Origin of the sequence: Thiorhodococcus fuscus (assembly GCF_042682685.1) — a bacterium.
Classification (GTDB): domain Bacteria; phylum Pseudomonadota; class Gammaproteobacteria; order Chromatiales; family Chromatiaceae; genus Imhoffiella; species Imhoffiella fuscus.
The window spans coordinates 142,350-166,449 of sequence record NZ_JBHUHX010000051.1; the positions used below are offsets into that span (position 1 = coordinate 142,350).

The following is a 24,100-nucleotide window of genomic DNA, read 5'->3' on the forward strand; positions in this document are numbered from 1 at the left end:
TGAAACCGTCACCGAATGTCGTGGCGCCCCAGTCCAGCAGAGTCTTTCAGACTGGGCACCTTAAACACGCCCAGACACGCTGACACCTGGCATCGGCGACTCACAGCCGCAGCCGGATCTAGCCTCAAGAGACGCCGGAGGGATGCACGTGCTCGAGCCTATCTCGTTCCCCGATCTGCGCGCGGCATTCCTCGTCGCCGATTCGCGCAGCGGGACCCTGACACGCATTGCCGGTGACGACGGCGAAACGGTTCTCTCGCCCGCCGACCTACGCGAAGCCGCCACTCGGATCGCCCGGCAACTCGACAGTGAAGGAATCGGCCGAGGCGCGTGCGTGATGCTCGTCATGCGCGACCCACTGGCCTACGTGACCGGGCTGTGGGGCTGTATCGCGGCGGGCTGCACGGCCGTACCCATGCCGCCTCTGGACAACCCAACCCAGCAGCAACGCACGCTGGCGGCAGCGGGCGTCATCGGTCGCTGCATCGTGCTCGCCGACGAGGAGGACGCCCGAGCCTCATTCGAGGGTAATGAGGCGATCGACCGCGCATACCGTCTGATCGGCGAGCGCTTCGACCGCATCGCCGGACTGGATGAGCCGCCTTCGTCGACGTCTCCGCTGGCGTCTGCAATTCATCCGGACGACATCGCCATCATCCAGTTCTCCTCGGGGTCGACGGCCGCCCCGAAGGGCGTCGAACTGACCCATCGCGCGGTGCTGGCTCAAATCGATCTGCTGAAACGTCACCTCGGGCTGACGGCAGACGACCGTTTCCTGAGCTGGATGCCCTTGTCGCACGACTTCGGGCTGTTCCACTTCCATATCCTGCCGCTGCTCGTGGATCTGCCCCAGGTGCTGATGGCGCCCGACGACTTCGCTCGACGCCCCATCTCCTGGCTGCGGGCGATGGACAGGCACCGTACCAGTCTCACCGGGGCCCCGAATTTCGCGCTGCAGATGGTGGCGAGCCTACTCAAGCCTCGGAGTGCCGCGCAACTCGATTTGAGCGCACTGCGCAGCATCAGCAATGGGGCCGAACCGCTGAACCCCGGGACCATTGCAGCCTTTCTCGATGCGCTTGCACCAAGCGGACTGAGCCGAACGGCGATCACACCCGCCTATGGTCTCGCCGAGGCAACCCTGGTCACCGCAATTCGCGAGCCGGGCGAGCCGCTCGCGGTGCTTGCGGTCGATCGCGATCGCCTCGCCATCGGCGCGGAGATCGTCGAACGCGAGCCCGATGCCCCGAATGCCGCCCACCTGTGCCTGCTGGGCCGCGCGGCATACGGCTTCGCGATGCGCATCGTCGATGACGCCGGAACGCCGCTACCCTCGGGCACGATCGGTCGTCTGGAGGTGCGCGGACCCTCGCTCATGCGTGGCTATATCAACGACCCAGAGCAATCGCGAGCGGCCCTGCATGAGGATGGCTGGCTCGACACCGGCGACATCGGCTTCCTGTGGCAGGAGGAACTGGTCCTCGTGGGACGGCACAAGGATGTCATCATCGTGGCCGGCCTCAACTATCACCCAGCGGACCTGGAGCGGGTGGCCCAAGAGGCGCCGGGGCTCTCGGGCGCAAATCCGGTCGCCATCGTCCAGGCACGCTGTCCGCACAGCGATGAGATCCAGACGCTGTGCTTCGTCCGCTTTCGCGGCACGCCCGAGAAGGCCAAAAAACTGCAAGCGTCGATCACCGACCACGTCTTGGCCAAAAGCGGCCTGGCGCTCGATCAGGTCATCCCGGTGCATCAGTTGCCCCGCACTACCAGCGGCAAGCTGAAACGCTACGAACTCGGACAGCAGTTCGAGGCGAGCGCGCTGAGCGCCGAGACCGGCGACACGGAACGCGAGGGACAGACAGAGGCCGCTGCGCTCCGTCAAGCGGTCGCGAGCGGCCACGTTTCGGAGGTCACGCGTCTGCTCTGCCGCTTGGCATCCCATCTGAGCGGCACATCGATCGAGCCGGACTCGGGTCTGATGGACCAAGGGGTCAGCTCGCAGCAAGCCTTGGCGCTGACGGCACGGATCGGCACCTGGCTGAATCGTCGCCTGGACATCGCCGTGCTCTTCGACCACCCGACCCCACGCGGACTTGCACGCGCCCTGATCGCACAGCAAGCCGATGCCTCCCCCGCCCCGACCTGCTCGGCCCAGAGCGCAACGGCTGGCGGCATCGCGGTCATCGGGCTCGGCTGTCGCTTTCCGGGTGCCGAAAATCCCGACGCCTTCTGGGATCTTCTGGCCGGCGACCATGACCCGATCCGCCCGATTCCCGAGGATCGCTGGCCTGCCTCCGCCTGGCCCGAGGAGACTCCCTGCCCACCCGCCGCACTGCTGGACGACATCGATCGCTTCGACGGCGGACTGTTCGGGATCACGCGCGGCGAGGCGGAAGGTATGCAGCCATTGCAGCGGCTCTTGTTGCAGGTGCTCTGGCAGGCGTTGGAACACAGCGGTCTCGACCCGGCGGCGCTGCGCGGTCAGCGGGTCGGACTCTTCATCGGACTGAGCGAAAGCGGGCTCGGAGCCGGGGACAGACGCCTGATGGAGGACGCCGAGCGTCTCGGCGCCTATAGCGTAACGGGGCATGCCAGCAGCGTCGCCGTGGGCCGCATCGCGCACCTGTTCGACTTCCGAGGTCCCGCCATCGCGCTCGACACGGCCTGCTCCTCGTCGCTGGTCGCGCTGGACATGGCCGCTCACAGCCTGCGCCAAGGCACCTGCGATCTCGCGATCGCAGGTGGGGCCAATCTGATCATCTCGCCCGAACTGCATGCCGGCCTGGCGCGCATGGGCGTCTTGTCCCCCGACGGCCGTTGCAAGACCTTCGCCGAGGAGGCCGACGGCTATGGTCGCGGCGAAGGTGCCGGGCTACTGGTGCTCAAGCGGCTCGCGGAGGCGCGCCGGTCACAGGATCACATCTGGGCGGAGATCCTCGGCAGCGCCGTCAATCATGACGGACAGAGTCAGAGCGTGACCGCTCCGAACGGCACGGCTCAGCGCGACCTGCTGCTGCGGGCCCTGCGGGAGGCCGGGCTCGCCGGCCAGGACGTGGACTGGGTCGAGACCCACGGCACCGGGACCCCGCTTGGCGATCCGATCGAGCTGGCCGCGCTGCGCGAGGTGCTGCGGCCCGAGCCCCACGCGCCCTTGCCGCTGGGCGCGGTCAAGAGCCGGATCGGCCACCTGGAGGCAGCGGCCGGAATCGCCGGAGTCATCAAAGCGATCCTGGCCATGGTCCATGGACGACTGCCGAGGAATGCACCGCGCAAGGCCCCGAACAGCCGCTATGACTGGTCGAGCAGCCCACTGACCCCACTGGATCAAGCACTGGATTGGGACGACGCGAAGCGCCGGGTTGCCGGCATCAGCTCCTTCGGCATGAGTGGCACCAACGTGCATGTCCTGATCGGACAGGAGCAGGTCAGCGAGGCGGTCGCACCCATGCCAAACCGCATCCTGGTCCTGGCGCTCTCGGCGCATACCCCGGAGGCGCTCCAGCAGCTCCACGATCGCTGGGTCGCACTCCTGTCCGAACGTCCGGCCGAACACTGGCCATCCCTGTGTGCCGGGCAGGCCACACGCCGCTGGTCCGGCCCCTATCGGATGGCCGTGACGCTGATGGAGACGGGACTCGGATCCGCGCATCCGCCCGCCTTCAAGGCCAAGACCATGCCCCGTCTGCTGTTCTGTTTCACCGGCCAGGGGGCTCAATTCCCATCGATGGGAGCGGAGCTCTTCGCCCAAGAGCCCCTGTTCCGCGACGCGCTGATCGAGGCATCCGAGGCGGCCGGCCCCATCGACGGCAAGGACCTGCTCGCCTGGCTCTATGGTCCAGACGCCGCAGACGCCACGCGCATGAATCGAACCGATCTGGCACAACCGGCGCTAGTGGCCGTGGCGCATGGCCTGATGCGACTCTGGGCGGACTGGGGTATCCAGCCGGACGCCGTCATCGGCCACAGCATCGGCGAGATCCCGGCCGCTCTGGCCGCCGGACAACTGGATCTGCAAGCGGCCATGAGGCTGGCGGTGCGACGCGGCCAGGTGATGGAGCATGCCGCGCCGGAGGGCGCCATGCTGGCACTCCGAGCCGATGAAGAACGGGCGCAGGAACTTTTGCGGGGGCTCGATGAGGTCGTCATTTCCGGCTACAACGCACCAGGCTCGCTGACCCTGGCCGGCTCGGTCGCGCAGATCGAGACACTGCTCGCCAGGGCCGATGAGGCAGGCCTGGCCGCGCAACGATTGCATGTCACCCGCGCCTTCCACAGCCCCCAGATGCGCCGCGCATCGGCGGAACTCGCCGACGGGCTGCGCCTCCCCGAGCGCAGGGGCGTCATTCCAGTCTATTCGACGGCAACCGGCGCCGTCCTCGGCGACAACGAGATGGCGCAACCCGGCTATTGGTCCTCGCAGATGCTGTCGCCGGTACGCTTTAGACAGGCCATGGCGGCGGCCGCCGAGTCGGGCGATCTCATCTGCATCGAGATCGGACCGCGCAATGTACTGGCCAAGCTGGGTCCGGCCTGCGCGCCGGATGCCGCCTGGATTGGCGGCGGGGATCGGATCGAGGATCTCGCCCATGCCGTGGGCCAGGCCTGGTCCCATGGCGCCCCCCTGGATTGGCTGCGCTATTTCGGGTCGCGCGGCGCGCCCGGTCAGGATCTGCCGCGCCTGCCACTGAACGAGACACCCATCCCGCGTCGCGCTTGGTCCGGCGCGGCGGTCGCGCCCAATGCGCCATCGGTTCCTCGACCGACGACCGCTGCGTCGAACGCACAGCCGGCCCTTGGCCATGCACTGGACGCGATCGTGCTGCCGCTGACCAGCCGCATCTCGGGCATCGATCCCGACCGGATCGACCCGGACCGGCCCATGGTGGCATTGGGGCTGGACTCGCTGGGCATGGTGCAGATCCAACGCTCGCTGGCTAAATCCTGCGACCTCCAGATCGACCTGACGGCACTGTTCCAAACGCTCGATACGCCGCGCAAGCTCGCCGATCACATCGATGCCCAGCGGCCGCAGCCAGCGCCAGAGCCTCCGCCGCCCCCGGAGGCGGCAACCCCAGCTTCAGCGCATCCCAGCCCGGACGTCGTCGCTTTGATGCAGGAGCAACTGCGCACACTGCAACAGGTCATGGAGCGGCAGCTGACCGCGCTGGGCGCACCGGCCGGAACAGCCCAGATGCCGCCAGTTCAGACACTGGCACAGACGCCGGCTCAGACGCATGCACGGAAACCGGATAGGGGCGAGATCAAGGGACTGTTCCGCCAGCCGGGCAGCTCCGGTGTCGAGCTCGACCCAAGGCGACGCTCGCATGTGGCGCGTCTAGCACGGAGCTGGAATGCCAAGTCCGCCGGTTCCAAGGCCGGGGCCGAACGCGCCCGCAAGCGGGTCGCCAACAGCCGGGCGGTCTTCGGCTTCGCCCCCGACTACAAGGAACTGACCTACCCGCTCATGGCCTCGCGTGCTCAGGGGTCACAGGTCTGGGATCTCGACGGCAACGCCTATGTCGACGTGACCATGGGATTCGGGGTCTATCTCTTCGGTCACAATCCAGACTTCGTCGCCAGCGCCCTGAGAGAAGAGCTCGACCGGGGCGCGCCATTGGGGCCGACCTCGCCACTGGCGGCGGAGGTGGCCGAGCGCATCCACCAGCTCACGGGCGTGGATCGCTGCGCCTTCTTCGCGACCGGAACCGAGGCCATCATGTGCGCCGTGCGCATCGCCCGCGCCGTGACCGGACGGGACCGCATCGTCCTCTTCAAAGGGGCCTATCACGGCAGCTTCGACGGGGTTCTGGCGACCGGCTGGATCGACGAAGACGGCAGCCCCCAATCCGCTCCGCTCACCGACGGCACGCCCCAGGGCATGGTGGACCCGGTGATCGTCCTCGACTATGGCGACATGGCCGGGCTCGACCTCATCGCCCGCCATGCCTCGGAGATCGCGCTGGTCCTCGTGGAGCCGGTGCAGAGCCGCAATCCCGAAAACCGACCGATCGAGTTTCTGCACGCACTGCGGGCGCTCACCCGGGAGCGCGACATCCCGCTGCTGTTCGACGAGATCATCTCCGGCTTCCGCTTCGCCCCGGGTGGAATGCAGTCCATGCTCGGGATCAAGGCCGACCTCGTCACCTATGGCAAGGTGCTGGGCTGCGGTCAGCCGATCGGCGTGCTCGCCGGCGATGCCAGGCTGATGGACGTGATCGACGGCGGAGACTGGGCCTATGGCGACGACAGCGGTCCGGGTACGCGCACCGCGTTCGTCGCCGGCACCTTCAATGCGCATCCGCTCGGACTGGCCGCGGCCCGCGCCGTGCTGGACCGGCTGATCGAGGACGCGGGCGCCCTGCAGCAAACGCTGGCCCGACGCACCGAGGCGATGTGCGTCCAGCTCGACCGGATCTTCGAGGAGGCCGGCGTCCCGGTGCGCATGGAGCGGTTCGGATCCCTGTTCCGCTTCGCGTTCGGACCTGGAATGGAGATCCTCAACAGCCACCTGCTGAACGGGGGCATCTTCGTCTGGGAGCAGCGCAACTGCTTTCTGTCGACCGCGCACAGCGACGAGGACATCGCCAAGATCGTCGAGGCGGCACGGCGCGGGATCGCCGCACTCCAGACGGCCGGCTGGCTCGGGCAGAGCCCGAGACAGAGCGAGTCGGGAGAGCCAAGCCGGCTCCAGCCCGCGATCAGCGAAACGGCGATGCGACGCCATGCTGGAACCGTCCATCCGGGAACCTGGACCGATCTGGTGATCCTGCGTCTCAGCGGCGACAGACTCGACCCAGACCACTTGACGACGGCCTGGTCCGCACTCTGCCGACGTCATGTCGCACTGCGGGCCTGTCTGGCGGCCGATGGCACGCGATGCGTCGCCGCTGTCATGGCGCCAGCACTGGAGCGCGTACAGCTCCCCGAGGAGCCCGAGTTTCGCCTGCTGCTCGATCGATGGGCGCAGAGCGCACTCGCGAAGCCCTTCCGGCTGGATCGCGCCCCCATCGAGCCGGTGCTGCTCGAAACGGCGACCGGAGAGCAGGCGCTGGCCGTTCGAAGCAGCCATCTGGGCTTCGACGGCTGGTCCGTCGCACTCCTACTGCGCGAGCTGTTCCAGTTGATCGAGGATGCCCCACTGCCCGAGGCCGATCGCTGGAACGCCTATCTGGACTGGGAGGCCCAGGCCGAATTCACACGGGCATCCATGCCGGCACGACCGATGCACCTACCCTGCGATGCCGAGCCGGGGTCCATGACGGCAGCCGGCGGCCGCATCACCCGCACGGATATCGGAACGCTCTTCGCTCGGGTGTCCGAAACGGCGCGCTCGGGCGGGCAGACCCCATTGGTCGGCATGCTCGCCGCCTTCGCACTGCTGGTCCGTGGACTGACGGGCGAGGAGCGCGTGACCATTGGCCTGCCGATCGCCGGACAGGCCCTGTCCGGCCTCACGGGGCTGGTCGGCAATGTCTCCTTCATCCGGCCGGTGACCCTGGACATCGCGGACGCGATGACGCTGGCCGAACTGCGCCGCACACTGCACCAAAGGCTCCTGGAGCCAGGCGCCCATCCGCCGGCCGATGCCATGCCCGAGCGGCATGTCCTCTTCAACATCGACGGCCCGATTCGATTCGGAAGTGCATCGCGTCCGGTGGCGCTGCATTCCGTGCCGATCGTTGGGGCACGCGCGGACCTCTTCGCCAACATCCTGCTGCTCGACGATCAGGTCATCCTGGATTTCGACTGGAACAGCGACCGCTTTTCGGAGGACAGCGCCCGATCCTGGCTCGCGGCCTTCCTCGAAATCGCCGAGCGCAGCTGCGCGGGTCATGCGACCGTCGCCCAGATCCTCGGAGATCTCGCATGGCCCGCTCCGCCCACGGCGCCCGCGCAAGGAGAGGCGCCTCGGCCCCAGGAGCCCGCGCGCCCCTCGACCGCAACCGAACAGACACTGGCCGATCTCTGGCGCGAGATCCTGGATGCGGGCACCGATCTGGTATCGCGGGACTTCTTCGACCTTAGCGGCAGCAGTCTCCACGCGGTCAGGCTACTGGCGCGGATCCGCGAGACCTTTGGGGTCGAGCTGAGCCTCGCTCAGATCTTCGGAGCCCCTCTCCTGGAAGACATGGCGCGACAGATCGAAACCGCTAGCGCGGCGGACGGAGGCATCTACCCCGTGCGTCCGATCCCGGCACGGATCCCAGCCACGCGCCAGCAGCAACAGCTCTGGCTCTTGGAGCAGATGAGCGAGGCCGGTCCCGCCTACAACCTCTGTCTGCGATTGGATTTTGCCTATCCACTCGACGCCCAGGCGCTCAATGGCGCACTGCGCCGAGTCGGCGCGCGTCATACCAGCCTGCGAACCCGGCTGCACATGGACGGTGAATCCATCGTTCAATCCATCGCGTCGGAGCCGGACATCGCGCTGCGCACGCTCGATGCGTCAGCACCCGAATGGCTCGCGACCTTCGTGCAGGAACCTTTCGATCTGGCTGAAGGCCCACTGTGGCGCGCCGGTCTGGCGCTCCCTGACGACGGCTGCACACTGGTCCTGGTCGTCCATCATGCGATCGCAGACGCCTGGTCGATGGAGATCCTGGTGCGCGACCTCTTGGGTGCCTATCAGCAGATCCTTGCCGGACAGGATCCAGGCTTGATGCCGCTCGCGATCGACTACTCCGACTATGCGCTCGCACGTGCGCTCGGGACCGAGCGCCGAGACCGAGATCTGGAATACTGGCGCACCGCCTTGCGTCATGCACCCAGATTGACGGCACTCGCTGGAGACGCCCCGAGACCGCCGATCAAATCCTTCGCTGGCGAGCAGGTCAGGCTGACGTTGGCGCCAGCACTGCAACAGCGCATGCGCGGCCTGGCCAAGCGGCTGCGTACCAGCGTCTATCAGCTCGTCGTGGCCGCCATCGCCCAGCTCGTCGCCCGGCGCAACGACAGCGGAGATCTGGTGCTCGGCTGCGTCGTCGCAGGCCGCGATTTACCCGGCCTCGATCGGCCCATCGGCTTCTTCGCCAATACGCTGCCGCTGCATCTGGTCCTGCACGAGGATTGGCGGGCGCTGGATCTGATCGCGGCGGTACGCTCGGCCCTGATGGCCGCGACCGAGCATTCCGGTTGCAGCCTGCAGGACATCTGCACGGCACTCGAACTCACCCCGGATCCAGCGGCCAACCCGCTGTTCGAGATCTGCGTCACGCACGACGACCGCAGCGGTCTCAGCCAGCTCGGCGCCGAGCTGGGGTTCGCATTCGCGGAACCGGCGTTGCCGACCTCGCAGTTCGATCTGTCCTTCTATGTCGTGGAAACGGGCGATGGAGTGAGTCTGGACCTCACCTATGCGACAGCCATCTTCCAGCCGCAAACCATCGCCGGAATCCTCGACGAGATCGAACGGATGCTTCAGGCCCTGTGTCACGATCCCGAGGCGCCGATCGCGCACGGGTCACGAACGGACCAGCTCCGCGAGCCGTCCGCGCTACAGAAACGTCTCTGGTTCGTGGATCAGTTCGAGAACGGCCAGCTCTACGCAACGGCACCGACCTACTACAACATGGCCGCCACCTTCGAGCTGGACGCAAGCGCAGACCCGGCGCTACTGCAGCAGCGCTTCGCGCAACTGCTCGCCGACACCCCCGATTTTCGGGCTGCCTTCCAGACCGTCGACGGCAACCCTCGAATCAGTGCAGCGCGCATCCAGGCGCCGCCGTGCGCATCGATCGGCGGCGATGAGGTCGACGCACAGGTCCGCCGCTTCATCCTTGCGCCGTTCGACGTGCAGACTGGTCCTCTGTTGCGGATGGCGGTCGTGGAACGACCGCACGCCCAGCGCGCGCTGTTGCTCGTCGGACATCACATCATCGTGGACGAGGCATCGCTCGCCGGGATCGCGGATTGGCTGAGGGTCGGCACCGAGATCCCCAGACGACCCGCGCCCGACCAGACTAGCTTGCCGGACGCCGCTGTTTTGCTGCATGAGCGGGATTTCTGGCAGCGCTATCTCGGCCCCCATCCGCCTCGGCTGCTGCTGCCGGTCGACCGACCGCGCGCCGCCGTTCATGTCTTCGGCTCGGGCTTCAGCCAGGTTTCGCTGAACGCTGCCGAATTCGCCGCGATCGAGCGGCTTGCGGCCGAATCGCATGTCGCACTCGACGATCTGATTCTGGCCGGATTCGTCAGCCTGCTGAGCCGACTCAGCGGTCAAGAGGAGATCGTGCTCGGACAGACCGTGCCGCGCCGATCCGGATATCCGGGCGGACAGGCCAATCTGGTCGCTCTACGCATCGACCTGAGCGTGATCGCAGGCACGGCCGAGGCGATCGCCGAGATCGCGCGTCACTCGACCGAGGTGCTCGCCCATGCGCGGACCGATTTCGATCAGGTCGTCCTGGATCTGAAGCCGGACAACGACATGAGTCGCACGGCGCTGTTCGATGTCCTCTATGTGCGCAGTGCCGAGCCCGTTCCAGGTCGGGAAATGCCCCCGGCCATCGGCTGGGGCAAATACGATCTGACCCTGGCGGCGAATCGTGCGTCAGATGGCGGACTCGACCTGATGCTGGTCTTCAACACCGAGATGTTCGACGCAGAAACCGTCGACCATTGGGGTCGGCTGCTGTGCCGGCTGCTCGCGGCCCTGTGCGCGCATGGCGATCGCCCCTTCCTGAGCCTGCCGCTGGCGACGGAAACCGAGATCGAACAGCTCATCGCAGCCGGCGGGCCGCGCCAGACACGAGCAACCTGGCCCTATGCCAGCCTGCCCGACGCGGTCTCGGATCGTGCGCGCCGCATGCCGGACATGATTGCCGTATCCGATGCGAAAGGCACACTCACCTATGCCGATCTGGAACTCCAGGCGCGCGCCCTGGCGCGAGCGCTGATCGCACGCGGCGTGCTGCGCGGCGATCGCGTGGCCCTGATGCTGCCGCGCGACCGCGATACGGTGGTGGCGATGCTGGCGGTGCTCTGTGCTGGAGCCGCCTTCGTGCCCATGGATCTGAGCGCAGCCCCGGAGCGGACCGCGCGCATCCTCGCGGATGCGCAGGCCGTCTCGGTCATCGTCAAAGGCGCCATGGGTCGGGACCTGCTGCCGTTGGACCTGCCCCGCGTCGATATGACCAGACTCGCGGAAGATCGCTCCGAGGTCGAGCCCGAATGGCCCGCAGTGCGCGCGACGGATGGGGCCTACGTCATCTTCACCTCGGGATCGTCTGGACGCCCCAAGGGGGTCATGGTCGAGCACCGCAACGTGCTGGCACTGATGCTCGGACAAGAGGACCTCTTTCCCGTCGCGGCCGGCGATCGCTGGAGCTGGTTCCACTCACCCGCCTTCGACTTCTCGATCTGGGAGATCTGGGGCGCGCTCCTGACCGGAGGCCGGATCGTCGTGATCCCGGAGGCGGCGCGCGACGATTTCGCCCTGCTGCGCGCCCAACTGAAGCAACAGGAGGTGACGGTTCTGAGCCTCACCCCCTCGGCCTTCAAGGTCTTGTCGGATCAGGAAATGAACGAGGCGCAGGCCGATCTGGCCGTGCGCTCGATCTGGCTCGGCGGCGAGGCACTCACGCCGACGCAGCTGCGCGCCTGGTCCGAACGCTATCCGGAGTGTCGACTGATCAATCTGTTCGGGATCACGGAGACGACCGTCCACACGACGTTCCGGCACCTTACCAAAGAGGATCTCGATCGCACCGACAGCCTGATCGGACGTCCCCTGCCCAGCTATGGGGTCACGATCCGCGATGCCGAGCTGCGGCCCGTTCCAGCCACCGTGCAGGGCGAGATCCTGGTCAGTGGCTCCGGTGTCGCACGCGGCTATCTGGGTCAGCCGGACCTGACGGCCGCGCGCTTCGTCGAGGATCCCTATCGCCCCGAGTCTCGTCTCTATCGCTCCGGCGATCTGGGTCGCTATGACCTCGCGGGCGAGCTGACCTATCTGGGCCGCGCCGACAGCCAGGTGAAGGTCCGGGGTTTTCGCATCGAGCTGGGCGAGATCGAAACGGCACTGAGCGGATTTCCGAGCATTCGCAAGGCCGTCGTGGGCACTCGGGGGATCGCGGGAGAGGAGACGGCGCTGGCCGCCTGGATGATCGCCGACGCGGAGCCGGATGCGGACCGTTTGAGCGCCTATCTGGCCAAGGTCCTGCCCGCCTACATGATCCCCAAGCATCTCTATCGCGTGGATCGGATCCCCTTGACGCTGAACGGCAAGGCGGATCTGCGTGCGCTTGCGGGCATGTGCGACCGCCAAATCGGCGCGGCGACCGAGGGCGACGCCCCACGTCCGGGGCTCGAAACCGAGATTGCCGCCATACTCTGCGAACTCCTGGGCCGCACCGAGATGTCGCGCAGCGCCAGCTTCTTCGCCTTGGGCGGGCACAGCCTCATGGCGAACCAGGCGGTCCTGCGGTTGCGAAAACGCTTGGGCCTCCAGCTGACCCTGCGCGATTTCTTCACCGCGCAGACGATCGCCGCCCTCGCCGTATTGAAACAGGACTCGCAGCATACGGAAACGACCGGCATCGTGCGGACCTCGGACGCGGACAGCTATCCGCTTTCATCCGCACAGCGGCGCCTATTCGCAATCCAGACCGCGCACCCGAACAGCGCGTCCTACAACATGGTCGGCGGTTTCATCGTCTCGGGCGACTTGGATCCAGAGGCACTCGCGACCGCATTTGCCGATCTCGTGGACCGTCACGAGATCCTGCGCACCCGATTCCTCATCCTGGACGGCGAGGCCCGTCAACTGATCGATCCGCCGGGTCGAGCCGTCGCGCTCGACCCGATCCGCAACACCGACGCTGCCGACGAGCAAGCCATCATCGATCGCGCACTGGACGCCGAGTTCGGTCATGTCTTCGTGCTCTCCCAAGGCCCCCTGTTCCGGGTCCGCCTGACCGCGTTGGGACCGGAGCGCTGGCTCATGGTGCTCAACCTCCATCACATCATCTCGGACGGATGGTCGGTCCCCGTCATGATCGCGGACCTGTCGCGCTGCTACGCCGCGCGAGCCGCAGGCAGCGGGCCGCCACGGCTCAGGCCGCTGGCGATTCAGTATCGCGATTTCGCCAGTTGGCAGCAGACGGCCTGCGCGAACCCCGAGGCCGAGGCGGCATTGGCGCATTGGCGTGCGCGTCTGGCCAGCGACGCCCCGCTCCAGACCGCGTTGCCCACGGATTCGGCACGCACCAAGACCCGTGCGGGCCGTGGCGCCATGGCCCTTAGACGATTGGATGAGGAACGCAGCCGCGCCTTGCGCAGCGCAGCAGCAAGATCGGGCCTGACCCTGTTCTCGGTCTTCGCGGCCACACTGCACATATTGCTGGAGCTTCGCGGCGAGAGCGGGGGCGCAACCGTCATCGGCACGGCGGATGCCGGCCGGGACGCGCTGGAAACCGAGGATCAGCTCGGTTTCTATCTCAATCTCCTTCCACACGTCCTGAGCGGCTCCGCCGACCTCTCCATCGAGCGTTGGATCGAGCTCAGCCGCGCCGAAACCGTCGCGATGCTGGCGCACAAGGCCTATCCGTTCGACCGCATGCTGGAGGAATTGGCGATCGACACCCTGCCCGGCCACAGCCCGATCTTCGACATCCTCCTGCTGGTGCAGACCAATGCCGACCCGCAAACGCGGCTCGGCGATCTGGAGCTTCGGATGCTGCCCGACCAGACCCGCACCGCACGCTACGATCTGAGTCTGATGGTAGAGGATCGACCCGCGATCGAGCTTCTCATCGAATACGACACCGACCTCTTCCGCGCCCAGACCATCGACTGGCTCTTCGCGGATCTGCTATCGCTGCTCGACGCCTTCGTGGACTCGCCGAGTCTGTCGCCGCTCGCGATCTTGGCACGGGCCGAACCGGCCCTGGATCCTAACCTCGGCCTGCTGGACCTGGCCGATCCGCTCCTGGAGGTCTGAGCGCGCCATGTGCGGGATTGCCGGAATCTATCAGCATGCGGGGCTGCGGGGTGACGCCCAAGCCATCCTGAAATCCATGATGGCGCAGATCGTCCATCGCGGTCCCGACGAAGAGGGCCTGATGATCGGTGACAGGGTAGCCTTGGGCTGCCGCCGCCTGGCGATCGTCGATATCGAGGGCGGCCATCAGCCGATGTTTGCCGATGGCGGACGCATCATCTCCGTCGCCAATGCCGAGATCTACAACCACCAGGAGTTACGCGCCGAGCTTCGGCGTCAGGGGGCCGAATTCGCGACGCACTGCGACGTGGAGGTGCTCCCTCATCTCTATTTGCATGAGGGTCTCCAGCTCGCCGAGCGCCTGAACGGACAATTCGCCTTTGCCGTCTATGACGAGGCCCGCAAGCGCCTGGTGCTCGGACGCGACCAGACAGGGATTGCGCCACTGTTCTGGACGCAGACAGCCAACGCCATCGTCTTCGGTTCCGAGATCAAGGCGCTACTGGCGCATCCCGAGGTCGAGCGCCGGCTGGATCCGGCTGGATTGGACCAGATCCTGACCTTTCCCGGTCTGGTGAGCCCGCGCACCCTGTTCGCGGGAATCCATGCCCTCGCGCCCGGACACCTGCTGGTGGTCGAGGGCAACCGCTGCCGCGAGATCCGCTACTGGGACTATGACTTTCCGACATGCGCGGATTCCGCCCAGACCGAAACCGATGAGGCCGAGCTGCTCGATGCGCTCGATGCCGCCTTGACCCAGGCGGTGCGCCGACGGCTCATGGCGGATGTGCCGGTGGGCCTCTATGTCAGCGGCGGGCTGGACTCCTCGCTGATCGCCGCCTTGACCCACAGGATCGCACCCGAGCAGAGCCGGCACAGCTTTTCGATCACCTTCGACCGCCCCGAGATCGACGAACGACGCTGGCAGGCGCTCATGGTGGACCGTCTGGGCAGCGTCCATCACGCGGTCGAATTCGACGAGGACGAGGTGCTCTCGAGTCTCAGAGACGTGGTCTGGGCCGGCGAGACCGCCCTCAAGGAAAGCTACAATGCCTGCACCCTGGCACTCGCCAGGCTGGTGCGGCAACAGGGCATGCGCGTCGTCCTGACCGGGGAAGGCGCCGATGAGCTGTTCGGAGGCTATGTCGGCTATCGGCTCGACCAAACGCGACGCGACAGCGGCGAGCTCGACCTCGACGCGCTGCTGGAGGAGGAAACCCGCGCCCGACTCTGGGGCGATAGCGGCTTCTTCTACGAGCGCGACTACACGGCCAATGCCGAGCTGACCCAAGCGCTGTTCTCGCCCGAGCTGGCGGCGCGACGCCACGACTTCTCGGCACTCGCCGCACCGCCGATCGATGTCGGCCAATTGGCCGGGCGATCGGATTTCCACAAACGCTCCTATCTGGATCTCAAGCTGCGTCTGCCGGACCACCTGCTGGCGGATCACTCGGACCGGGTCGCCTATGCCGCGAGCGTCGAGGCCCGCTATCCCTTTCTGGATCCCGATGTAATCGCGGTCGCGCGTCGCATTCCGCCCGAACTGATGGTGCGCGGCGGCGAGGAGAAATATCTGCTCAAGCGGCTCGCGCTGAGATACCTCCCACCCGAACTCGTCGCGCGGCGCAAGTTCAGCTTCGTCGCGCAGGGCAGCCCCCGGCTGCTGCGCCGAGGTCAGGATTGGATCCTGGACCTCCTATCGCCCGACACCATCGCACGACGCGGGGTATTCGATCCCGCGACCGTGGCGCGTTTGCGCGCCCAATACGAAAAACCGGGTTTCGACATCAGCCAGACCTACGAGGACGACTATCTCATGATCGTCCTGACCACGGAGCTGCTGATGGACCTGTTCGATCTCTCTCCACCCTGACAGGCCGCACGTTTCGAGCGGCACACGTGAGCTGGGGCAAAGCCATGACGATGCTCGATTACAGGACCGCCATTCTGAGGGCCGCGACCGATTACCCTACCGAGGTTGCGGTCGCAGACGCGGAACGTTCGCTCTCCTACAGCGAACTCATGGGCCTCGCCGGCGGCCTTGCCAAGGCGCTGCGCCGAATCCCGAGGCCGGAACAGGGACCCGCCATCGTCGCGATCCTGTGTCGCGCGGGCAGCTTGCAGGTTGCCGCAATGCTCGGGGTCGCCGCGTCCGGATGCGCCTTCATGCCGCTCGACCCGGACCTTCCGCCAGCCCGCATTCGCGCCATGCTGGACAAGGCCCGCCCCTTCGTTTTGGTCCATGTGGGGGCAACCAAGGACTCGGCCGTCTCGCTGGCTCCCGAACTCGCGCCCCTCGATCTGGAGGGTCTGCAACCCGAAACGCTTCAGATCGAGACAATGGCGCCCAATGCGCCCAGCTATGTCATGTTCACCTCGGGCTCCAGCGGGGAGCCCAAGGGCATCCTTGGGCGTCACAAGAGCCTCGACCATTTCCTGTCGTGGCAGCGAACGACCTTCCAGCTGAGCAGGGACACAACGACCGCGCAGCTCGCGCCCGTGACCTTCGATGTCAGTCTGCGCGACACACTGCTACCGCTGACGCTTGGCGGCAGGGTCACGATCCCACCGCGCGAGGTGATCGCCGACCCGCCGAGCCTGCTGCGCTGGATCGAAGCGCAAGGCGTGACCCTGCTGCATTGCGTCCCCAGCCTCCTGCGTCTGCTCACCCAGGCCCGTGGCGCGCAGCCCGAATCGGAGCGTGCCTCTCTGCACCGGCTGGAACGGCTGTTCCTGGCGGGCGAACCGCTGTTCGGCCGCGACCTGATCGACTGGCGGGCGGTCGCTGGTGACCGGCAGCGCATCGTCAACCTCTACGGCCCGTCGGAGACGACCCTGGCCAAGCTCTTCTACGAGATCGACACCGACGCCCTGGTCGCGGATGCGATTCTGCCCGTCGGGCATTGTCTGCCCGATACGGCCGCATTGGTGCTGAAGGCGGACCGCCCGGCCCTGACCGGCGAGATCGGCGAGATCTGCATCCGCACCGCCTTTCCATCTCTGGGGTATGTCAATGCACCCGAGGCAACGCGCGAGGTCTTCCAGAAAAACCCCTTCAGCGAGCAGCAGAACGACATCATCTACCGCAGCGGCGATCTGGGGCGCCTGCTGCCGGACGGGCGGCTGGAATGTCTCGGCCGCCGCGACTCGCAAGTCAAGATCGCTGGCAATCGGGTCGAGGCCGGCGAGGTCGAGCTGGCGCTGCGAACTGCGCCAGACATCGAGCAGTGCACGGTGGTCGTCAATCGAGAGGATCCGGCCGACCCGTTCCTGATCGCCTACCTCGTCGGCCCGGGCAACCGCGACAGCAACCGGCTGCGGGCGCATCTGGGCAGCCTCTTGCCGAGCTATATGACGCCCCGCTTCATCGTGCCGCTCGACGAGCTGCCGCTGCTGATGAACGGAAAGGTCGACAAACGGGCGCTGCCGCGTCCAGAGGCACTGGTCCACGGCGCCGCCGGACCAGTCGCGGCGGCAACCGAGACCGAGAGACTGCTGGAAGCGCTGTGGCGCAAGGTCCTCAAGGTCGAGCGGATCGGCGTCGAAACCCCCTTCGCCGATCTCGGAGGCGACTCGCTGAAGGCCATCAAGCTGGTCGGCGAGATCTTCCGCGCCACCGGGCATGATCTCAAGATCGCCGACTTCTTCGAGGCCCGGACCATCCGCCGGCTGGCCGAACGCATGGGCACCGGAGCGACCACGGCGGCCCCGGCCGGAATCCCTCAGGCCCTGCCTGCACCCCAGGACCCCTTGTCCGACACCCAGGAACAGCTGTGGGCCATGCACCGGATCGGCATGAGCCCGGTCGCCTACAACCTCTGCTACGGTTTCCGCGCCGGACCCGGGCTGGATCTCGATCGGCTCGAACGGGCCTTCCAGTCGGTGATGGATGCCTACGACATCCTGCGCACCCGGATCCTCGAGATCGACTCCGTCCCCTGCCAGAGGGTGGATCGAAACCTGGAATTCCGGATCGAGCGCCGCGTCCTGGCCGATGCGTCGGACATCGAGACGACGGCGGAGAGTCTCCTGATCGAGGAACGGGAGCGCCCCTTCGACCTGTCCCAGCCGCCGCTCCTGCGCCTCGTCGCGGCGACCGCCGCGTCCGGGGCCGAGACGATCCTGGTCGTCACCTTCCATCACGCGGTCTGCGACGGCGAATCGCTCGACATCTTCGTCCAGCGGCTCGGCGAGGCCTACGCCACGGATGGCCCGACGCCCGCGCCCCGGCTCCAGTATCGCGATGTGATCGCCTGGCAGGCCGAGCGTCTGCATGGCGAGACGGCCCAAGAACTCGACGGCTATTGGCGAAAGGTCCTGAGCGGGGCACCCGAATCGGTCGAGCTCCCGGAGGCCAAGGCACGCCCGGCACGCCAGGCATTCGAGGGCCGCACGCTCCACCAGGAGCTGCCGCCCGTACTCGCCGACACCCTCTCCACCCTGGCCCAGGCGCGCGGCACCAGCCTCTTCGCCCTGCTGCTGGCCGGTCTGACGATCGCCATGGAACAGCGCGCCTGCCAGTCCGACATGGTGATCGGGACGCCCGTTCTGGGGCGCAACCATCCCGACCTGGAGGATCAGATCGGCTTCTTCGCCAACACGTTGCCGTTGCGCCTGCGTCTCCACGACCAGGAGACGGTCGCCGAGCTGATCGATCGCACGACGCGCGACCTGAGAGAGGCGCTCGACCATCAGGAGTGGCCCTTCCAGCGCATGATCGCGGGTCAGGGCCGGGCGCGGGACCTCTCCCGCAATCCCATCTGCAACCTGCTGCTGGTCTACTACGACGCCGATCGCCCCGAGCTGCAGCTGCCGGGCGTCGCCCTGTCTCCCCTGGGCCGCGACACCGAATGGCGCTTCAGCCGCTTCGACCTCGTCTTCCATGTCACCCACGACCGCCGGCGCGGCGCCTTCACCCTGGCATTGAACTACGACACCGCGCTGTTCGACGCCGAACAGGTGGCGCGCATCGCCCGCCATTACGGGGCGATCCTGGAGCAGCTCATGCCCGGCTGCGAGTCGCCCGTCGCGGATCTGACGCCCTATGACGCCACCCAGGCCGCACTCGTCGCCCGGCTGGACCGAAGCCATCAGGGACGCCCGGCCCGAACCCTGACCCGCATCTTCTCGGACGTCGTCGAGGAGCGCGCGGACCGCATCGCGGTCTCGGACGAGACCGGCAGCCTGACCTATGCCGAGCTGGACCGGCTCGGCAACGGCATTGCGCACGACCTGATCGCGCGCGGTCTGCAGCCCGAGGAGGCGGTCGCCGTGCTCGGCGTTCGCTCGATCCTAGGGGTCGCCGGGATCCTGGGAATCCTCAAGGCGGGCGGGGCCTATGTGGCGCTCGACGAGCGCTGGCCGCGGACCCGGATCGAGGCGACCCTGGAGTGGGCCGAGATCCGCCATGTGCTGACCGCTCTGCCGATGGCCGAGCTGCCCGATTCGCGGACCCGGATCGATCCGGGCCAGATCGCCCCGGTCCGTGATGCCGTGGATCGGGCGCGCCCCGAGGGACTGGCCTACATCCTCTTCACCTCCGGGTCGACCGGCGAGCCCAAGGGCGTACTGATCGAGCACGCGGGCGTCGCCAATATGATCCGCGAGCAGATCGAGACCTTCGGGATCACGGAGAGCAGCCGGGTGCTGCAATTCGCCGCCCCCGTCTTCGATGCCTCCATCTCCGAGATCTTCACCGCGCTTCTGTCCGGCGGACGGCTGGCGATCCCGTCTCAGGCGACGGTCGAGCATCCAGCCGAGCTGCGCCACTTCATGGAACGGACGCGCGTGAGCGTCGCGACCCTGCCGCCGAGCTACCTCGCCGTCATCGGGGATCATCTGCCCGACAGCCTCGAAACCCTGGTCTCGGCCGGAGAACCGGCGCGCGTCGAGGACGCCCGGCGCTTCGGTGCCAGGCTGCGTCTCTTCAATGCCTACGGACCCGCCGAGAATTCGGTGTGCTCGACCCTCTTCCGGACGCGGTCCGAGACGCCTGGTCCCCGAATCCCCATCGGCCGTCCCATCGCGGGCTGCGGTCTCGCCATTCGCGACCCCAAGGACCGTCTCTGCCCGATCGGTGTGCCCGGCGAGATCCGACTCCATGGCCTGGGGCTGGCCCGGGGCTATCTGAAGCGCCCGGACCTGACGGCCGCCGCCTTCACGAAGGGACCGGACGGCCCCGAGACGCGGGTCTATCGCACCGGGGACATGGGGATCCTGCGCGATGACGGCGAGCTCCTCTTCGCCGGGCGCAACGACGGCCAGATCAAGGTCGCCGGTCAGCGTCTGGAGCTCGACGAGGTCGCCGAGACCCTGAGGGGGGCGCCCGAGGTCGCCGAGGCCATCGTGACCCCATTGGGCGACGAGGGCCGCTATACCTCGGTCGGCGCCTGGATCCTGCGCCGGCCCGGAAAGGTCGGCGTCTGGCCGTCCATCGCCGAGCTCTTCGTCTACGACGACATCCTCTACTCGGCCATGGCCACCGACCGCGGCCGCAACCTCCGCTATATGGAGGGATTCCGCCGCTATCTGCCGGGCAAGACCGTCGTCGAGGTCGGCCCGGGGCCCTATGCGGTCCTCTCGCGCATGGCCGTCGAGGCGGGGGCGCGATACGTCTACGCCATCGAGATCAATCCCGAGATCGCCGATCGGGCGCGCGCGACGGTCTCCGAACTGGGACTGGAGGACCGCATCCGCATCGTCACGGGCGACGCCTCCAGCGTCCAACTGCCGGAGAAGGTCGACTGGTGCATCTCGGAGATCGTGGGGTCGATCGGCGGCTCGGAAGGCGCGGCGGTCATCCTGCAGGCGGCACGGGCACTGCTGAAGTCGCCGGAGAACATGCTGCCGCGCCGCACCGAGACCCGCATCGCCGCCCTGGAGCTGCCGGCCGACGAGATCGAGCCAGGGTTCTCCCCACTGACGGCGCGCTACGTCACGAGGATCTTCGAGCAGCGGGGACGGCCCTTCGATCTGCGCCTCTGCCTCCGGCGTCTCGACCGCGAACGCCTGCTGACCGGATCCGACGTCTTCGAGCGTCTCGACTTCACGCGGGACTGGCCGCTGGAGGACCGCCACCGGATCGCGCTGGAGGCGCTGCGCGACGGCCGGTTCACCGGTTTCCTGCTGTGGCTGACCCTGGATGTCGGCGCGAACCGCGAGGTGGACATCCTCCAGACGACATCGAGCTGGCTGCCGATCTACGTCCCCATCGCGCTGGAGGGATTCGCGCTCAGGACGGGGGACCGAATCGAGGGAACCCTGACCCGCACCCTGGATGCCGACGGACTGCATCCGAACTTCCATCTCTCCGCCGCGATCCTGCGCGAGGGCGAGCCGATCCAGACGTTCGAGGTGTCGATGCCCCACACGGCCGGGGACCTCGGCGGCAATCCGCTGCGCGAGCATCTATTCGACGATCAGGGGACGCCGCGCGAGGTCGAAGACAGCTTCCTGGAGGATGTCAGGGCCCATGCGCTGCGGCATCTGCCGCGCTATGCCGTGCCCAGTCTGCTGCGCGAGATCGAGACCCTGCCGCGCACGGTCAGCGGCAAGCTGGCCCGTGACGAGCTGCCCGACCTGGTCCCCACGGCGACCGAGCGGCACGACGAGGAACCGGGCGAGGTGACGGAGACCGCGCGGACGATCGCCCGAGTCTTCGCCGAGATCCTCGGACAGACCGGGATCGATCCGCATCGCTCGTTCTTTGGACTCGGCGGGGATTCGATCGCGGCCATTCGCGCGGTCGGCGCCCTGGGAAAACTGGGGATCGGCATCACGGCGACCGATATCTTCCAGTACCAGTCCGCCGTCGCGCTCGCCGCTCACGCACGCGACGCGAGCCCGGCCCTGGCCGAGACGCAGACTGGCCCGGTCGCCCTGCACCCGATTCAGCACTGGTTCCTGTCGCGCTGCGACGGCGGCCCCATCGGGCGTTTCAACCAGTCGATCCTCGTCGATCTGCCCGAATCCTCGACACCGAACCGCGTCGAGCGCGCGCTGGCCGCGCTGACGGAACGTCATCCGGCACTGAGTTTCCGGCTGGATCGGCAGCAGGCACGGCTCGAACCCTCCGGGACGCCGTGCGCACTGGAGCGGCACGATCTCCGCACCCATGGGGCAACGGAGGTGGAGCCCTATCTCGAACGGCTCGCCGAGCAGGTGCATTCCGGTTTCGACCCCGAGACCGGACGCCTCCTCGCCGCCCATCTCCTGCGTCTGGACTCGGGCGACCGTCTCTTCCTCACCGCGCACCACCTGGCCGTCGATCTCCTGTCCTGGCGGATCCTGCTGGACGATCTCGCGGCCCTGCTCGATGAGCCGGAGACCGCCCTGCCCCCGCCCGCGACGAGCTATGGCGCCTTGACCGCCGCGCTGGCCAGGGAGGCCCAATCGCCGACCACGGTCTCCGAGCGGCACTACTGGAGCCGGGTCGCGGCCGTCTGCGGAACCCTCGGTCTGCCGATCAAGCCGAACGGCAGCGCCCGCAACGCGACGCACCGCTTCGAGATGACCCTGACCCATGACCAGCTGAGCCCGGATCTCCTGGGGCGCGGGAACGGACGCGAACCGCTCGCCAGCGGGCTGCTGCTGGCGATGGCTGAGGCGGCCCAAGAGGTGTTCGGCTGGCCCGAGAGCGTCATCGACGTCGAGACCCATGGACGCGACCTGCCGGCGCACCTGCCCGCCGCCGGAGACCTCGTCGGCTGGCTCACCCGCATCACGCCGGTCCATGTGACCGCCGGATCCCGGGACGATCCACTCGCAGCACTACCGCGAGGCGGCCTAGGGCACGCCCTACTGGCCTGGATGCGCGAGGACGGACGGAATCTGCGCGACGCACAGGCCCCCTTGGCGCTCAATTATCTGGGAGACCTGTCCGGCGACGGCCCGACTGATCGGCTGCGGGTGGACTGGAACGGCCTGGGCAACCCGATCGACCCGAGCTTCCGAACCGGACACGCCCTCGCCCTGCTCGCCCATCGGGTCGCGGAGGGTCTCTACCTATCGGTCACGGCGGACCTCGCCCTCATCGACGAGGAGCAGGGACAGCGCTTCGTCGAGGCGCTGCGCGACGCGCTCGACCGGTCCAGCGGCATACGACACGCGCATCGGGCGAGCGAACTGGATATGGACGATTTGGCGGATCGGCTTGGTTTGTGACGGGATTCGAGGCTCTGCTCGATCAATCCTTACCGTGAAACCGCCGGCTCGTAGGTTGGGCCGAGGTACGAGGCCCAACAAGACGTCGTACGTTGGGCCTCCTTTCGTCGGCCCAACCTAACGCCCGTTTCATCTTTGGCATCTCGGACGATTACCGGCCGATCTCCGAGCTGGACCACTGGCTGAGGCGACGCATCCGCATGTGCTACTGGAAACAGTGGCGAGGGGTGCACAATCGCATTCGTCAGCTGAGGGCTCTGGGAACACGGATACGGACCGCGATCTGGACGGGCATGAGCTCCAAGAGCGACTGGCACCTGTCCCGGTCGCTGGGCACGCAAACCGGGATGACCAATGACTGGCTGAAAAGTCAGGGCTTGATCAGCATTCGCGATCAGTGGATGAAAGCGCATGGCTATGCCTGAAGTCCTCGTGTGCTCCCTTCTTGTGTTGTGAACCGCCTAGTGCGGACCCGCATGCTAGGTGGTGTGGGGAGGGCGGGCTAAATACCCGCCCTTACCCGATTCGGCGTTATGTCGTGAACCCAACCCACTCGCCATTTACCGCGAACCGAAGCCAAACGTTGTCGCGCGCATGGATCCAATACCCCGTCCACTCGTTATCGAGGTCAAACTCATTTACGAAATCGTCGCGAACGACTATCAAAACACCAGTAAACTCGGCACTTGTATCAAAGAGAAGCCGCACGCGGTCGTTAGCCTCGACAGTAAACGCAACAGCCTCCAATTCCAGTGACCAGACGTAGTGGCCAGCAATGTTAGAAACAACATTTGGATTCAGTGACGTTGAGACACGAGGGTTCAGGCTGCTAGCGACGCCTGGGTTGATGCTGCTAGCGACCCTGTAGTTCAGACTTGAAGCTACCTGCGGATTGATGCTGCTGGCGACTCGAGGATTGAGGCTTGACGCATCCCATTACACAGAACTTTGAGTGTACGATGGTGCGTTGTTTTTCCTGAGATATTTTGGAGCAGA

Annotated in this window: 4 protein-coding genes; all 4 read left to right on the plus strand. The window is 66.9% G+C overall.

The window, feature by feature from the left end; genetic code table 11:
* The first annotated feature begins 148 nt into the window (after positions 1–148).
* Positions 149–13,942 (plus strand): amino acid adenylation domain-containing protein, encoded by a 13,794-nt coding sequence (locus ACFSJC_RS16900; RefSeq protein ID WP_386028371.1) that lies wholly within the window; start codon positions 149–151, stop codon positions 13,940–13,942.
* Positions 13,943–13,949: 7 nt separating this feature from the next.
* Positions 13,950–15,815: an asparagine synthase (glutamine-hydrolyzing) gene (gene asnB / locus ACFSJC_RS16905; RefSeq protein WP_386028372.1), complete on the plus strand. Its 1,866-nt coding sequence runs from the start codon at positions 13,950–13,952 to the stop codon at positions 15,813–15,815.
* 26 nt (positions 15,816–15,841) lie between these two features.
* Positions 15,842–23,104, plus strand: a complete 7,263-nt coding sequence (locus ACFSJC_RS16910) for an amino acid adenylation domain-containing protein (RefSeq protein WP_386028373.1) — start codon at positions 15,842–15,844, stop codon at positions 23,102–23,104.
* A 293-nt stretch (positions 23,105–23,397) separates the two neighbouring features.
* Positions 23,398–23,529, plus strand: coding sequence for a maturase (locus tag ACFSJC_RS16915; protein ID WP_386028374.1), 132 nt, complete (start codon positions 23,398–23,400; stop codon positions 23,527–23,529).
* Positions 23,530–24,100 lie beyond the last annotated feature (571 nt).

Bases quoted from the DNA above. Each gene is read 5' to 3' on its own strand.
- asnB (WP_386028372.1), top strand. From the start codon at position 13,950: ATGTGCGGGATTGCCGGAATCTATCAGCATGCGGGGCTGCGGGGTGAC.
- ACFSJC_RS16915 (WP_386028374.1), top strand. From the start codon at position 23,398: ATGAGCTCCAAGAGCGACTGGCACCTGTCCCGGTCGCTGGGCACGCAA.